Source organism: Nocardia sp. NPDC101769, assembly GCF_044766925.1.
GTDB lineage: Bacteria > Actinomycetota > Actinomycetes > Mycobacteriales > Mycobacteriaceae > Nocardia.
Window position 1 is genome coordinate 38,826 of the sequence record NZ_JBIWMX010000029.1, and the last position, 15,277, is coordinate 54,102.

The window sequence follows — 15,277 nt, forward strand, 5'->3', positions numbered from 1 at the left end:
AGAAGCGCCGCATGCCGATCGACGGCATGCGGCGCTCGCGAACTGTGACTCAGGCGGGAATGCCCATACCCGAGGCCAGCAACGGCCACGAGTCGTGCAGGGCGGTCTCCCAGTACGGCCAGTAGTGGGTGCCCACCGGGTCGAACTGGTAGGTCGCCGGGATATTGATCGAGTCCAGCTTGTCCTTGAGGTTGTGGGTGCAGGCGTTGACGCCGCCCTCGATGATCATGCCCAGCGCCAGGTTGATGTCACCCTGCGGGCCGGGAGCGGACTTGGTGTAGTACTCGACGTCCTTCATCAGCGGGATGCCGCTGCCGCTGGAGATGTAGAGCTGGGTGCCGCGCAGCTTCTCGGCATTGATGACCGGGTCGTTGGCGGCCCACAGCGGGCTGTCGTCGGGTCCGTACATGTTCTCGGTCTTGCCGCCCGCCCAGGTCTCCACGGCGAACTTGAGGAACTGCTTGCCCATCGGGTCGGCGATCTGCGCGCACCCGCTGTAGGCGGCCACCGACTTCCACAGACCGGGCTGGGCCTCGGCCAGCTGCAGCACCGACGTGCCGGAGGTGGACAGGCCGGCCAGGGCATTGAGGCCGGTGGATCCGAGCGCGGCATCGAGCAGCGGCGGCAGTTCCTGGGTGAAGAAGGTCGTCCACTTGTTGCGCCCGAGCTGCGGGTCGTCCTTGATCCAGTCGGTGTAATAGCTGCCGCGGCCACCGATCGGCTGGATCACATTGACCTGCTTGTCGGCCAGGAAGCCGAGGGCATTGGTCTGGGCGTTCCAGCTGGCGGTGCCCAGGCCGCCATCGAGGCCGTTGAGCATGTACAGGTTCGGCGCGGCCTGCGACTCGTCGGCCGGACGTTGCACGTCCACGGGAATGTCCTGGCCCATGGCCGCGGAGTAGACCTTCAGGTGCCAGGTCCGTCCATCCTTCTGGATGGAGCTGATGGCCGAGGGTTTGTCCGGGTCGGCCGAGCCGGTGCCGGTGGCCAGGGCCACCGACAACGCGGCGGTGAGCGCGACGGCGGCGGTCCGCAGGGCGGTCCTATTACGTAGTGCAGAGAGCTTCATCGAACAGCTGATTCCAGTCCTCGGGCCACGTCGGCCTCATCGTCGATCCGTGCCGGGGCCCCGGCCGATCCGGATCCCCCGACACGCTATGTCTTGTGTCAAGGCAAAACTGTTACCTGACAAAACGTTTGCAGGATAGCCCCAATTAGCCGGGTACGCCGTCGCGACAGTATTCGCCCAGCGTGCGACCATCGACTGGTGACCGGCAAACCCGACGAGGAACAGCGTCTGCGTGATCTGGCGCGGCTGCGGCGCGTGCGGGACCGCATCGACCGGGAGTACGCGCAGCCGCTGGATGTCGAGGCCCTCGCGCGCGACGCGCACATCTCCGCCGGGCATCTGAGCCGGCAGTTCCGCGCCGCCTACGGCGAATCGGTGTACGCCTACCTGATGACGCGGCGCATCGAACGGGCCATGGCGTTGCTGCGGCGCGGGGATCTGAGCGTCACCGAGATCTGCTTCGCGGTCGGTTGCTCCTCGCTGGGCACCTTCAGCACCCGCTTCACCGAGCTGGTCGGGGTGCCGCCCAGCGTGTACAAGCAGCAGATGGCCGATGCCCCCGAGGGCATGCCCTCCTGCGTCGAGAAGCAGGTGACCCGACCGATCAGGAATCGAGAAGCCCGGGCAAGCGCCTCGCAACTAGCCTGACCGACATGGATATCACCATTGCAGCGAGCTTCCTCCCGCACAATGACGCCGATGCCGCGCTGGCCTTCTACCGCGACGCGCTCGGCTTCGAACTCCGCAAGGATGTCGGCTACAACGGGTTGCGCTGGCTCACGGTCGGCCCCGCCGATCAGCCCGGGACCTCCATCGTGTTGCACCCGCCGGCCGTGGATCCGGGCATCACCGAGGACGAGCGCAAGCTCATCGTGGAGATGATGGCCAAGGGCACCTACGGCGGCATCCTGCTGGCCTCGGCGGACGTCGACGCCGCCTTCGAGAAGCTGCAGGCCAGCGACGCGGTCGAGATCGTCCAGGAGCCGACCGATCAGCCCTACGGTGTGCGTGATTTCGCCGTCCGGGACCCCGCGGGCAATCTGGTTCGTATCCAGCAGGCTTCCTGACCCGCTCTTCTGCCCCACCGGTACGCCCGCACAGATGGAGACACGCATGGCCCCGAGCAAGTCCCCGCAGCCAGCCCTGCCCGCCGCCGACGCCCACGACCTGATCCGGGTGGTCGGCGCGCGGGTGAACAACCTCAAGGACGTCTCCGTCGATCTGCCCAAGCGCCGGCTCACGGTGTTCACGGGCGTATCCGGTTCGGGCAAGAGCTCGCTGGTCTTCGACACCATCGCCGCCGAATCCCAGCGGCTGATCAACGAGACCTACAGCGCCTTCGTGCAGGGGTTCATGCCGACGCTGGCCCGTCCCGAGGTGGACGTGCTCGAGGGCCTGACCACCGCGATCAGCGTGGACCAGCAACGCATGGGCGGGGATCCGCGCTCCACCGTCGGTACCGCCACCGACGCCAACGCCATGCTGCGCATCCTGTTCAGCCGCCTCGGGCAGCCGCATATCGGCTCGCCGCAGGCGTTCTCGTTCAATGTCGCCTCCATCAGCGGTGCGGGCGCGGTGACCGTGGAGAAGGGCGGCAAGCAGGTCAAGGAGCGGCGCAGCTTCTCGGTGACCGGCGGCATGTGCCCGCGCTGCGAGGGCCGCGGCGCGGTCAACGACATCGATCTGACTCAGCTCTACGACGACAGCAAGTCGCTCAACGAGGGCCCGTTCACCATTCCCGGCTACAGCATGGACGGCTGGTACGGGCGGATCTTCATCGGCAGCGGCTACTTCGACCCGGACAAGCCGATCAAGAAGTACAACAAGCGCGAGCTCGCCGACCTGCTCTACCGGGAACCGACCAAGATCAAGGTCGAGGGCATCAACCTGACCTACGAGGGGCTGATCCCCAAGATCCGTAAGTCCATGCTGTCCAAGGACATCGACTCGCTGCAGCCTCACGTGCGCGCGTTCGTCGAGCGCGCGGTCACCTTCCAGATCTGCCCCGACTGCGACGGCACCCGGCTCAGCGAGTTGGCCAGGTCCTCGAAGATCCGCGAGATCAGCATCGCCGACGCCTGCGCCATGCAGATCAGTGATCTGGCCGACTGGGTGCGCGGGCTGGACGAGCCGTCGGTCGCGCCGCTGCTGGAATCGCTGCGGCAGGTGCTGGACTCGTTCGTCGAGATCGGGCTGGGCTATCTGGGCCTGGACCGTGCCTCGGGCACGCTGTCGGGCGGAGAGGCGCAGCGCGTCAAGATGATTCGGCATCTGGGTTCGGCGCTCACCGATGTCACCTATGTCTTCGACGAGCCGACCGTCGGCCTGCACCCGCACGACATCCAGCGCATGAACGATCTGCTGCTGCGGTTGCGGGACAAGGGCAATACCGTGCTGGTGGTCGAGCACAAGCCGGAGACCATCACCATCGCCGACCACATCGTGGACATCGGCCCCGCCGCGGGTTCCGGCGGTGGCGAGATCTGCTTCGAGGGCACCGTCGACGGGCTCCGCAGCAGCGGCACCATCACCGGCCGCCACTTCGACGACCGGGCCGCGCTCAAGGACTCGGTCCGGAAGTCGAAGGCGGCGTTGGAGATCCGCGGCGCGACGGCCAACAACCTGCAGAAGGTGGACGTCGACATCCCGCTGGGCGTGCTGGTGGTCATCACCGGTGTCGCGGGCTCGGGCAAGAGTTCGCTGGTGCACGGGTCGATTCCGGCCGGTGACGGTGTGGTGTCCATCGACCAGGGCGCGATCAAGGGTTCGCGGCGCAGCAATCCGGCCACCTACACCGGCCTGCTCGAGCCGATCCGCAAGGCGTTCGCCAAGGCCAATGGCGTGAAACCTGCACTGTTCAGCGCGAATTCGGAGGGCGCGTGCCCGACCTGCAACGGCGCGGGCGTGATCTACACCGACCTGGCCATGATGGCCGGCGTGGCCACCGTCTGTGAGGAGTGCGACGGCAAGCGTTTCCAGGCGGCGGTGCTCGAATACCAGCTCGGTGGGCGCGATATCAGCGAGGTGCTGGCCATGCCGATCAGCGAGGCCCTCGGGTTCTTCGCGGACGGGGAGGCGAAAATCCCTGCCGCGCACAAGATCCTGCAGCACCTCGACGATGTCGGTCTCGGCTACCTGAGCCTGGGCCAGCCGCTGACCACGCTGTCCGGCGGTGAGCGGCAGCGGCTGAAGCTGGCCACCCACATGGGGGACAAGGGCGGCGTGTACGTGCTCGACGAGCCGACCACCGGTCTGCACCTGGCCGATGTGGAGAACCTGCTCGGATTGCTGGACCGCCTGGTGGATTCCGGCAAATCGGTCATCGTCATCGAGCATCACCAGGCCGTCATGGCACACGCCGACTGGATCGTCGATCTGGGTCCGGGTGCCGGTCACGATGGCGGCCGGATCGTCTTCGAGGGCACCCCCGCCGATCTGGTGGCCGCGCGCTCGACGCTGACCGGTCAGCACCTCGCCGCGTATGTCGGTGCCTGAGAACCGACCCCGAGGAAAAACCCGAACCCCGCCGGGAATATCGGCGGCCGCCGGCGGTTGATCTCGGCTGCCGACGGAAGGGAGCGATTGCGGTGAACGGGTTTTCGGCCGAGGGGCTGAAGAAGGTGAGCGAGGTACTCGACGGGTACGTCGAGCGGGACGAGGTGGCCGGCGCGGTCGCCGCGATCTACCGGCACGGCGAACTGGTGCAGGTGGACACGGCGGGCTGGCGGGATCGGGCGGCCGGGCAGCCGATGCGGCGCGACACCCTCTTCCGCATCGCCTCCATGACCAAGCCGATCACCGCGGTGGCGGCGCTGACCCTGGTGGACGAGGGCCGCATCGCGCTGTCGGATCCGGTGGACGCCTGGCTGCCGGAACTGGCCGGCCGCACCGTCATGCGCGATCCGGACGGCTCGCTCGCGGACGTGGTGCCCGCCGAGCGCCCGATCACGGTGGAGGATCTGCTCACCTACCGGCTGGGCCTGGGCTGGGGCCGCTCCAGCCTCGCACCGCAATTGTTCGCGCTCACCGCCGATCCCATCGCGAGCGCCATCGGCGTCGCGAACGCCGAACGGCTCGCACCGGACGAGTGGCTGGCCCGGGTGGGCGAGCTGCCGCTCATCGCGCAGCCCGGTACGGTGTGGCGCTATCACACCGCCTCCGACATCCTCGGCATCCTGATCAGCCGGGTGACCGGGCAGCCGCTGGAAACCGTTCTGCGCGAACGGGTCCTGACGCCGCTGGGCATGGTGGACACCGGATTCGCGGTGCCCGAATCGAAGCGCGACCGCCTGAGTGTGCTGTACGGCCCCGGCCGCACCGAACTCGACCGGCCTGCCACCACCGCGTGGGGCGAGCCACCGCTGTTCCCCTCCGGCGGTGCGGGCCTGGTGTCCACCGTGGACGATTACGCGCGCTTCGCCCGCATGCTGCTCAATGGCGGTGAGCTGGACGGGGTCCGGATCCTGTCGGCCGAAACGGTTGCCGCGCTGAGCCGGGACCACCTCACCCCCGAACAGCACGCGGCCGCCCCCTTCAATCCGCCACTGGGCCAGGCCATCTGGGCCGACCAAGGATTCGGCTACGGCGTGAAGATGCAGACCGAACCCGGCAGCGGCATACCCAGCGTCGGCACTCTGTCCTGGCCGGGCGGCCTGGGCACCGCCTGGTACGCGGACCCCGAAAAGGATCTGGTGACACTGCTTTTCGTGCAGTCCGCCAATATCATCATCGCCGCCGAGTGGCGCAGCCCGCTCGGCGACGACTTCCTGACCGGGGTCTACGGGGCCCTGGCGGACTAGTACACCGTCCCCATCGCCGAACGCACCTCGTCCAGGGTGCGCTCGGCGATCTCATTGGCGCGCCGATTGCCCTCGCGCACAATGCCGCTCGCGAAATCCGGGTCCGCGGCCAGCTCCATGCGCCGGGCCCGATGACCCGCGAAGAAGTCGTTCACCGCGTCGGTGGCCAGCTTCTTCAGCGCCGCGCCGCCGCCGTCGCCGAGCTTGTCCGCCAGCGTCTGCTCGTCGGTGCCCAGGCACAGTGCGGCCGTGGTGAGCAGTGCCGAGACGCCCGGCCGGGCATCGGGATCGAAGGTGATGCGCCGGTCGGAATCGGTTGCGGTGCGGCGGATGAGCGCGGCGGTCTCATCCGCGGTCATGGACAGCGAGATGGCATTGCCGTAGCTCTTGGACATCTTGCGGCCGTCCAGGCCCGGGATCTCCGGGGTCGAGGTGAGCAGCGCCTGCGGTTCCGGGAACACCCGGCCGTAGCGCTCGTTGAACCGCCGCGCGATGACCCGGGTGACCTCCAGGTGCGGCAGCTGGTCCTTGCCCACCGGCACGAGATTTCCCTTGCAGAACAGGATGTCGGCGGCCTGATGCACCGGATAGGTGAGCAGCAGCCCGCTCAGCGCCCGCTCCGAGGCGGCCAGCTCCGCCTTCACCGTCGGATTGCGGTGCAGCTCCGACTCGGTGACCAGACTCAGGAACGGCAGCATGAGCTGATTGAGGGCCGGCACCGAGGAATGGGTGAACACGGTCGCCCGGCTCATGTCGATCCCGGCGGCGGCGTAGTCCAGCACCGCGCTGTAGACGTTCTCGCGGACCTGGCCGAGGCTGTCACGGTCGGTGATGACCTGATAGTCGGCCAGGATCACCCACAGGTCCACGCCCAGTTCCTGCAACCGCACCCGTTCCCGCACGGTGCCGAAGTAATGGCCCAGATGCAGTCTGCCCGTGGGCCGTTCACCGGTGAGGACGCGGAAGCGGCCGGGATGCGCGGCCACCTCGGCGGCCAGCTCGTCGCTGCGCTCGCGGGACGCGGCGAAGGAATCCGAAGGGGTAGTCACCGTACAACTCCTGAAAGTTCATGGGGGCTGCACGAGTTGGGTGTTCCGGTCGGGAATCACGGGCCGCGTACAGCCCGTGGTCATGGTTCATCGGGCTGCTAGTGCAGCCAGCGCCATGCCTGCCGGGTGGGAATCACTTGTCCAGCTTAACAAGCCGCGGCCGCAACCGCCGGTCAGGGGTGCGCCGACACCACCCGCGGCATCGGCGCGACCGAGCCGGGGCACGGCGCGGGGCACAGATGCCCGGCCAGCGCGGTGTGCGGACTGCGGTGGCGCAGCGACCCGGCCACGGCGACCGCCTCCATCGCGATCACGATCAGGCCGTAGCCGTAGGTCGTGGCCGCCAGCCCGAACCGCTGCACGCACAGCCCCGCGATGACCGCCGGCACACTGAGCGACAGGTAGGAGACCACATAGATCGCGGTCACCACCTCTGCCCGCGTCTCGGCGGGTGACAGGCCGGTCAACATGCGCAGCGCGCCCGAGAACGACGGCCCGAAACCGACCCCGGCCACCACACTGGCCGCGAAGAACAGCCACACCGACTCCGTCGCCGCGCCCAGCAGCGCCAGCGAGACCCCGGACATGAGCAGGATCGGTCCGCGCAGCAGGGCCTGATCGATGGTCCAGTCGCGGGCCAGCAGTGCGGTGACCGCCGAGGTGCCCTGCAACGCGACCACCACCAGACCCCCGGCCAGCGGAGTGCCGACGTGAAAGTGCACCTTCATGAGCGCGCCGCCCAGCGCCAGATAGAGCCCGCCCAGCGCCCAGGTGGCCGCGATCGACGGCACCAGGGTCAGGAAGGCCACCCGGACCTCTTGCGGCACCGACACTTTGGGCTTCAGTGACGCCAGGCCCCGCCCGTCGGGCGCGACCGTCTCGGGAATCAGCAGCACGCCGATGACGATGACGGTGAACGCCACCGCCAGCAGCCAGTACACCAGCCGGGTGGGCGCGGGCGCGTAGGCCACCAGCAGCCCGGAACTGATGGCGCCCACCGCCAGGCCACCGCCGGCCGCCACATTCGTCATGAGCGCGCCCAGCCGCGATTCCGCGGGCTGTAGATCGATGAGCGTCGCCGTGATCGCACCCGTGGCGAGTCCGGTCGCGATACCCTGCACGATGCGGGCGGTGAAAAGCCAAGCCACCGACTGCGCTTCGGCGAAGGCCAGCGTCCCGGCCAGCTCCACCAGCACCGCCGCGATGAGCACCGGCCGCCGCCCGATATGGTCGGACAGCGAGCCGGCGAACAGCAGAGTCACCAGCAGCGCAATGGCATTCGCGGCGTACACACCCGTCGACATCAGTGACGAGTAGTGCCACATCTGCTGATACACCGGATACATCGGCGACGGGGCCGCCGACGCGAACAGCAGCAGCCCCAGCGCGATCGAGAGCAGCCAGAACGCCGCGGAGTTCGATATCCGGTAGCGCGCGGGGGTTTCGACGCGCACGGCGTCGTCGGGAAGGTTCTGCATTGTTCCTCGGGGCGGATCGTCGTGTACGTGCCGTTCGAGTGTGCCCCATCGGGGCACCAGTTGCCGCCCGCCGCGGTCGACGCCATCGCCCCCGACTCCGACTACGACTCCGACGGATATCTCCGGATCACGCAGGAGAAGTTCCACGACAGCTTCTGTCAGGACCTGACCGAGGACGAGGGCCGGTCATGGCGGTCACCCGGAAGGCCCCACTCGGCTCCACCTTCAGAGGACTGCGTGATCAACCCGGACAACGAGCGCCGCGTGGCCGAGCGGATGGGCTCGCGCCGGGACCGTCGAGCTGCCCTCGAGCCACGCCTCGCCGGCCTCGCAGCCGGTCGCCATCGCCGACCTGATCGATGCCGCGGTGACCGATCTGGGCTACCCGGTAGCACGCTGCGGATTCGCGGCGCATCCTGGACTTCGGGGTGCGCCGCGGAGATCTTGACTTTCCCTTCCCGGCCCCTCATGGTGGAAAAATTAGCAATGCTAATTGATGGGGAGACAACCTGACGCCCGAACGAGATCTCGTGGCGTCGTGATCGCCGGAGACCAGGGAGGCCATTGATGGTCGAGGACGCCGTTCGGGCGGAGCTTACCCAGCGATTCGCGGATCGGCTCGCGCATGCCGAGATCGCGAAGCAGTTCGAGGAACTGATGGCCGACGACCAGGTGCGGGCACTGGTTCCGCTACCCGAGGTCGCGGCCGCGGCTCAGCAGTCCGGGCAGGGGCTGGCCGGTGTGGCGGCGGTGCTCTTCGGCGGATACGCCGACCGGCCCGCCATCGCCGAGCGGGCCACCGAGATCGTGACCGGCGCCGACGGGCGGCGCACCCGGCGGCTGCTGCCCGCGTACCGGACCACGACCTACAGCGAGCTGTGGGTGCGCTCCGGGGACATCGCGGCCGCCTGGCACGCGGACCCGCGAAACCCCCTGCGCGCCGGGGACTTCCTGTGCGTTCTGGGCTTCGCCAGCGGCGACTTCACCGCCGTCGAGCTGGCCGGCATCCGGCTGGGCCTGGTGAGCGTGCCACTGCAATCGAGTTCACCTGCCGCGCAATGGCGTTCGATCATCACCGAGACCGGCGCCCGGATGCTGGCGGTGAGCCTGGAGCAGCTCGCGCCCGCGCTCGACTGCGTGCTCGGCGGCACGCCGGTGGAATCGATCGTGGTCTTCGACTTCGAACCCGGCGACGACCACCACGCCGAGACCTACGCCGCCGCACAGCGCCGCATCGCGGAGTCGGGGGCCGCGATCGGCCTGGAATCGCTCGCCGCCGTGGCGGAACGGGGCCGGGACCTGCCCGCGGTACCGCTCCACGTGCCCGCCGACGAGGACGAGCTCGCCCTGCTCGTCTATACCTCCGGCAGCACCGGGACCCCCAAGGGTGCTATCTACCCGCAGCGCCTGGCGACCGGTATGTGGTTGGGGCCCACGATCATTCCGGCCCCGGTCATCAATTTCTGCTACATGCCCTTGAGTCACATCGCCGGGCGGATGGTGCTCAGCGGCACCTTCGCGCGTGGCGGAACCGCGTATTTCGCGGCGGCCAGCGACATGTCGACCCTGTTCGAGGATTTCGGCCTGGCCCGGCCGACCGAGGCGTTCTTCGTCCCACGCGTGTGCGACATGGTGTTCCAGCGCTATCAGAGCGACGTGCAGCGCCGCATCGCCGCGGGTGTGTCCGCCGACCAGGCCGACGAGGACGCGAAAGCCGCACTGCGACAGGACTTCCTGGGCGGCCGCCTACTCCGGGTCATGGTCGGCAGCGCGCCGATCTCCGCGGACATGAAGGAGTTCATGAACTCGGTGCTGGGCCAGCCGCTCGTCGACGGCTACGGCTCCACCGAGGCGGGCGGCGGCCTGCTCATCGACAATGAGATCCGCCGGCCGCCGGTGATCGACTACAAGCTGACCGATGTGCCCGAGCTCGGCTACTTCGCCACCGACAAGCCGTATCCGCGCGGCGAGTTCCTGGTGAAGTCGATGCAGCAGATCCCGGGCTATTTCAAGCGTCCCGAGGTGACCGCCGAGATCTTCGACGAGGACGGCTACTACCGCACCGGCGATATCGTCGCCGAGGTCCGGCCCGACCATCTGGTGTACGTCGACCGCCGCAACAATGTGCTCAAGCTGTCGCAGGGCGAGTTCGTGGCCGTGGCCAAGCTCGAGGCCGCCTTCGCCACCAGCCCGCTCATCGCCCAGATCTTCGTGCACGGGTCCAGCGAGCGTGCGCACCTGCTGGCCGTCATCGTGCCCTCGCCGGCCGCCCTCGCGCTCGAACCCGCCGAGATGACCGCGGCCATCACCGAATCCATGCAGCAGATCGCCAAGGACGCCGAGCTGGAGTCCTACGAGATCCCGCGCGAGTTCCTGATCGAGACCGAGCCCTTCACCCAGGAGAACGGCCTGCTGTCCGGCATCGGAAAGCTGTTGCGGCCCAAGCTCAGGCAGCGCTACGGCGACCGGCTCGAGGAGCTGTATCGCGCGCAGGCGCGCCAGCAGGAGGATGAGCTGCTCGCGCTGCGCCGCGAGGCCGCCGACCGGCCGGTGCTCGAGACGGTGTGCCGGGCCGCCCGCGCCATCCTCGGCGGCGGCGAGCCACAGGCGGATGCGCACTTCACCGATCTGGGCGGGGATTCACTGTCGGCGCTGTCGTTCTCGACGCTGCTGCGTGAGATCTTCGATGTCGAGGTACCGGTCGGCGTGATCGTCAGCCCCGCCGGCGACCTGGCCGGGCTCGCCGCCCACATCGAGGCCGAACGGTCCGGTGCCGGCGGTCGTCCCACCGCGTCGACCGTGCACGGCGGCAGCGAGATTCGCGCCGCCGATCTCACCCTCGACAAGTTCGTCGACGCGGCGACGCTGGCGGCCGCGCCCGGACTGCCGCTCGCGCCGCAGCCGCCGCGCACGGTACTGCTGACCGGCGCCAACGGTTACCTCGGCCGGTTCCTGTGCCTGGAATGGCTGCAGCGCCTGGACGACACCGGCGGCACCCTGGTCTGCATCATTCGCGGCCGCGACGCCGAATCGGCGCGCCGGCGGCTGGACGAGGTGTTCGACAGCGGCGATCCCGAGCTGTTGCGGCGCTACCGGGAGCTGGCCGGGCGTCGCCTGCGTGTGCTGGCCGGCGACATCGGCGCGCCGAATCTCGGTCTGGATCAAGCGATTTGGCAGGAGCTCGCCGAGACCGTCGATTTCATCGTGCACCCGGCGGCGCTGGTCAATCACGTGCTGCCCTACGACCAGCTGTTCGGTCCCAACGTGGTCGGCACCGCCGAGGTGATCCGCCTGGCGCTCACCGCGACCCGCAAACCCGTCACCTACCTGTCCACGGTCGGTGTCGCCGATCAGATCGACCCCGCCGTGTTCACTGAGGACGGCGACATCCGCGAGATCAGCGCGGTGCGCACGGTGGGCGACGGGTACGCCAACGGCTACGGCAACAGCAAGTGGGCCGGTGAGGTGCTGCTGCGCGAGGCCCACGACCTGTGCGGGCTGCCGGTGGCGGTCTTCCGCTCCGACATGATCCTGGCGCACAGCGTGTTCGCCGGGCAGTTCAACCTGCCCGACATGTTCACCCGCCTGCTGCTCAGCGTGCTCGCCACCGGTCTGGCCCCGAAGTCGTTCTACGCCTTGGATTCCGACGGCGGGCGGCAACGAGCCCACTACGACGGCCTGCCCGCGGACTTCACCGCCGCCGCCATCACCACCCTCGGCGCCCGCGTCACCAGCGGTTTCGAGACCTACGACGTCTTCAACCCCCATGACGACGGCATCTCCCTCGACGAATTCGTGGACTGGCTCATCGAATCCGGTCATCCCATCGACCGCATCGACTCCTACCCCGACTGGGTCGGCCGTTTCGAGACCGCCCTGCGCGCCCTGCCGGAGCACCAGCGCACCCACTCGGTGCTGCCGCTCCTGCACGCCTACCGCCGCCCCGGCCTGCCCATCCCGGGCGCGGCGCTCCCGGCCAAGCGCTTCCAGACGGCCGTGCAGCAGGCAAAGCTCGGTCCGAACGGCGACATCCCGCACCTGACAAGGGAACTCATCGACAAGTACGTGACGGACCTGGGGCTGCGCGGCCTGCTGTAGCCCTCAGTCGCCGCCCGCCGCCGCGGGGATCTCGAGACCGTGCTGCAGCGCGGCGACGGTGCCGTCGAGGATCTCGTAGAGGCGGGTGAGGGACGGATCGGGGCTCGCCACCCAGTCGTCGAGCCCCACCCCGAAGGCCGCGAAGCAGGTCGCGGCGGCGAGTTTCGCCCGCAGATCGTCCTCGGCCAGACCGCCGCGGCGGGCGAAACTCCGGGCCAGCGCGTCCCGGCGGCCGAACGTGCCGGTGAAATTCTCCTGGCGCAGTTGCGGATTGGTGATCAGCACCAGCCGCGCCCGCCGGGCGGTGTCGGCCTGGCGGCGGCGCAGCTCGGCCTCGGCATCGTCGAGCAGGAACTCGCGCAGCGCGGCCCGCAGCGCGACGAAGACCGCCTCGTGCGGCGGGCGGCGGTCCAGGGCGGCCAGCAGGTAGGACATGACGTCCTCCTCGTGGCTGAAGACCACGGCCGCCTTGGCGGGGAAGTGGCGGTGGAAGGTGCGCCGCGAGACCTGGGCGGCGTCGGCGATCTCCTGCACGGTGGTCTGCTCGAAGCCCCGGCGCTCGAACAGCAGCAGCGCCGCGTCGATCAATTCGCGCCGCACCCTGGCCTTCTCGCGTTCGCGCAACCCGGTCGGTGCCGTCATCCCGCCCTCTCGTGTCGCCGATATCAACCCTGGTGTCTCAAAGTGACACTTCACAGGATAGTCTGGCCGAAGTGTCTCACTGTGACACCAAAGCGAGACGATACGAGAGGACTCCTCCGATGACGCGACGCACCGTGATCACCCTGGTCTCGGCGGCTGTGCTGGCCACCGGGCCGCTCGCCGCCACCGCCCAGGCCGACCCGCCCGCCCGGGCCGAGGGCGGGGCCCCGGGCGCCGTCGTCGGCAATGAGGCTCTGGCGCAGGACCTCTGGATCGACGGCGCCGGCTCGGCCCGCAAGCTCACCTACTGGACCCGCGACTCCTCCGATCAGCCCGCCTTGTCCACGGGCGTGGTCTTCACCCCGGCGGGCACCCCGCCGCCCGGCGGCTGGCCGGTGCTGTCCTGGGAGCACGGCACCGTCGGCATCGGCGACGACTGCGCGCCCTCGGTGACCGGTCGTTCCGACCGCGACATGGGGTTCCTCGCCACCTGGATGAAGCAGGGCTACGCCATCGTCGCCACCGACTACATCGGCCTGGGCACCCCCGGCGTGCACGCCTACCTCGACGGCCGCGCCGAGGCGCACGCCGCCATCGACATGGTGCGCGCCGCCCGCGCGGTGGACGATTCGCTGGCCCCGAAGTGGGTGGCGATCGGGCAGTCGCAGGGCGGCGGCGCAGCGGTTTTCACCGCCTCGCTCGCGACACGCTATGCGCCCGAACTGGATTACCGCGGCGCGGTGGCGACCGGCCCGGCCTCCAATATCGTCGACGCCGCGACCCTGATCGGGCCGGACACCCCGCCCATCGGGTCCTCGCACATCACCGCCTACGCCACCTACGTGTTCAACGGCCTGAAGGCGGCCCGCCCGGACTTCGACCTCGACAGCTACCTGACCCCGCTGGGCAAGCAGCTGGTGACCGACGCCCAGACCCTGTGCTTCACCCCGCTGGCCGATCGCGCCGCCGGTGTGTCGCTGAACCAGCTGGTGTCGCGGCCGCTGGCCGACGGCGATTTCGTGCCCACCGCGCGGTCGGTCATGGACGTGCCGCTGACCGGCTACGACCGGCCGCTGTTCATCGGGCAGGGCACCAATGACACCGATGTCCCCGCACCGCTGACCGCCAAGCTGGTCGCCGACATGGCCGCAGCCGGAACGCATCCCGAGGTGCACGTCTACCCCGGGAAGGACCACAGCGGCGCCATGCTCGCCTCACTGGCCGACAGCGTGCCGTTCGTGGCGCGACTGTTCTCCTGACGCGAGAGGCCGAGTGGCACAGAGCCACTCGGCCTCGGCGACTGCTGCTCCTGATCAGCCGATGGTGACGGTGGTGTCGATCAGACCGAAGACCTCGCCCTGCGGGCCCGACACGATGCCCATGCGCCCGAAGGGGCTGTCCGAGGGGCCCATCAGCACGGTCGCGCCGAGCTCCTTGGCCTTGTCCAGCGCGCCGTCCGCGCCCGCGACCTGGAACCAGGTCAGCCAGTAGTTGGGGCCGCCGCCGGGCTGGCCGGTGCTGTCGGCCACGCCGCCCATCGGGCGCCCGTCCGCGCCGGCGAAGGTGGAGTACGGCATCTGCTCGCTGCCGATCTCGTCGAAGGACCAGCCGAAGACCTGCTTGTAGAACTCCTGCGACGGCGTGTACGCGGTGGTGTGCAGGTCGTTCCAGCAGTACGCGCCGGGCTCGTTGAAGATGCCGGCGCCGGTGTGCGCCTTGGCTTCCCACACGCCGAACGCCGCGCCCCCCGGGTCCGCGCCGACGAACATGCGCCCGACGTCCATCACGTCGAAGGGCGGCATGAACACCATGCCGCCGGCGGCCGTGACCGCGCCCGCGATCGCATCGGCATTCTCGGCGGCGAAGTAGGTGGTCCACACCGAGGGCATGGCGGCCTCACCCATCTTGGGCCCGATGCCCGCGGCGGGCTTGCCGTCGAGCATCGCCATCAGATACCCGCCTGCCTCGGGCGGACTGTCGAGCACGTCCCAGCCGAGCAGCTGGGCGTAGAAGTCCCGCGCAGCGGCGGGATCGTCGACCGAACAGTCGACCCAACACGGAGTTCCTTGCGGCCAAACCTTGTCTGTCGTGGGCATACGTATCCTCCCGAGAATCGGTCGGTAGCGGCCTGTCGGAGGGCAG

11 protein-coding genes and 1 pseudogene are annotated in these 15,277 nt (G+C 69.1%); 7 read left to right on the top strand and 5 right to left on the bottom strand.

Annotation, left to right across the window (positions count from 1 at the left end):
* Positions 1-49: 49 nt before the first annotated feature.
* Positions 50-1,069: an alpha/beta hydrolase gene (locus ACIRRA_RS34260; RefSeq protein ID WP_402776841.1), complete on the bottom strand. Its 1,020-nt coding sequence runs from the start codon at positions 1,067-1,069 to the stop codon at positions 50-52.
* Positions 1,070-1,267: 198 nt separating this feature from the next.
* On the opposite strand from ACIRRA_RS34260, the gene ACIRRA_RS34265 reads away from it, so the two are divergent.
* The 4 genes from ACIRRA_RS34265 (at position 1,268) to ACIRRA_RS34280 (ending at position 5,868) form a co-directional block, all read left to right on the top strand.
* Positions 1,268-1,717 carry a helix-turn-helix transcriptional regulator gene (locus tag ACIRRA_RS34265; RefSeq protein ID WP_402776843.1) on the top strand — a complete coding sequence of 150 codons (450 nt, stop codon included), beginning with the start codon at positions 1,268-1,270 and terminating at the stop codon, positions 1,715-1,717.
* Positions 1,718-1,722: 5 nt separating this feature from the next.
* Complete coding sequence (locus ACIRRA_RS34270) at positions 1,723-2,136, top strand: VOC family protein (RefSeq protein WP_402776845.1); 414 nt, start codon at positions 1,723-1,725, stop codon at positions 2,134-2,136.
* A gap of 46 nt (positions 2,137-2,182) precedes the next feature.
* Complete coding sequence (locus ACIRRA_RS34275) at positions 2,183-4,564, top strand: ATP-binding cassette domain-containing protein (RefSeq protein ID WP_402776847.1); 2,382 nt, start codon at positions 2,183-2,185, stop codon at positions 4,562-4,564.
* Between the two features lie 92 nt (positions 4,565-4,656).
* Positions 4,657-5,868, top strand: a complete 1,212-nt coding sequence (locus ACIRRA_RS34280) for a serine hydrolase domain-containing protein (RefSeq protein ID WP_402776849.1) — start codon at positions 4,657-4,659, stop codon at positions 5,866-5,868.
* On the opposite strand, the gene trpS is transcribed toward ACIRRA_RS34280, so the two are convergent.
* Entirely contained in the window at positions 5,865-6,917 is a 1,053-nt protein-coding gene (trpS, locus tag ACIRRA_RS34285) for a tryptophan--tRNA ligase (protein WP_357000412.1), read from the bottom strand. The genes ACIRRA_RS34280 and trpS overlap by 4 nt on opposite strands.
* A gap of 173 nt (positions 6,918-7,090) precedes the next feature.
* Positions 7,091-8,395, bottom strand: coding sequence for an MFS transporter (locus ACIRRA_RS34290; RefSeq protein WP_402776851.1), 1,305 nt, complete (start codon positions 8,393-8,395; stop codon positions 7,091-7,093).
* Positions 8,396-8,452: 57 nt separating this feature from the next.
* Here ACIRRA_RS34290 and ACIRRA_RS34295 point away from each other — a divergent pair.
* Together ACIRRA_RS34295 and car are read left to right on the top strand one after the other, a co-directional pair.
* Positions 8,453-8,774 (top strand): annotated as a pseudogene (locus ACIRRA_RS34295) (alpha/beta hydrolase); the annotation flags it as partial.
* A gap of 188 nt (positions 8,775-8,962) precedes the next feature.
* Positions 8,963-12,493, top strand: a complete 3,531-nt coding sequence (gene car, locus ACIRRA_RS34300; protein ID WP_402776853.1) for a carboxylic acid reductase — start codon at positions 8,963-8,965, stop codon at positions 12,491-12,493.
* Positions 12,494-12,496: 3 nt separating this feature from the next.
* Here the strand turns inward: car and ACIRRA_RS34305 are convergent, their stop codons facing one another.
* Positions 12,497-13,135, bottom strand: a complete 639-nt coding sequence (locus ACIRRA_RS34305; protein ID WP_402776855.1) for a TetR family transcriptional regulator — start codon at positions 13,133-13,135, stop codon at positions 12,497-12,499.
* Positions 13,136-13,254: 119 nt separating this feature from the next.
* On the opposite strand from ACIRRA_RS34305, the gene ACIRRA_RS34310 reads away from it, so the two are divergent.
* Positions 13,255-14,394 (top strand): lipase family protein, encoded by a 1,140-nt coding sequence (locus tag ACIRRA_RS34310; RefSeq protein ID WP_402776857.1) that lies wholly within the window; start codon positions 13,255-13,257, stop codon positions 14,392-14,394.
* 54 nt (positions 14,395-14,448) lie between these two features.
* On the opposite strand, the gene ACIRRA_RS34315 is transcribed toward ACIRRA_RS34310, so the two are convergent.
* Positions 14,449-15,231 carry a VOC family protein gene (locus tag ACIRRA_RS34315; RefSeq protein ID WP_402776859.1) on the bottom strand — a complete coding sequence of 261 codons (783 nt, stop codon included), beginning with the start codon at positions 15,229-15,231 and terminating at the stop codon, positions 14,449-14,451.
* Positions 15,232-15,277: the final 46 nt, after the last annotated feature.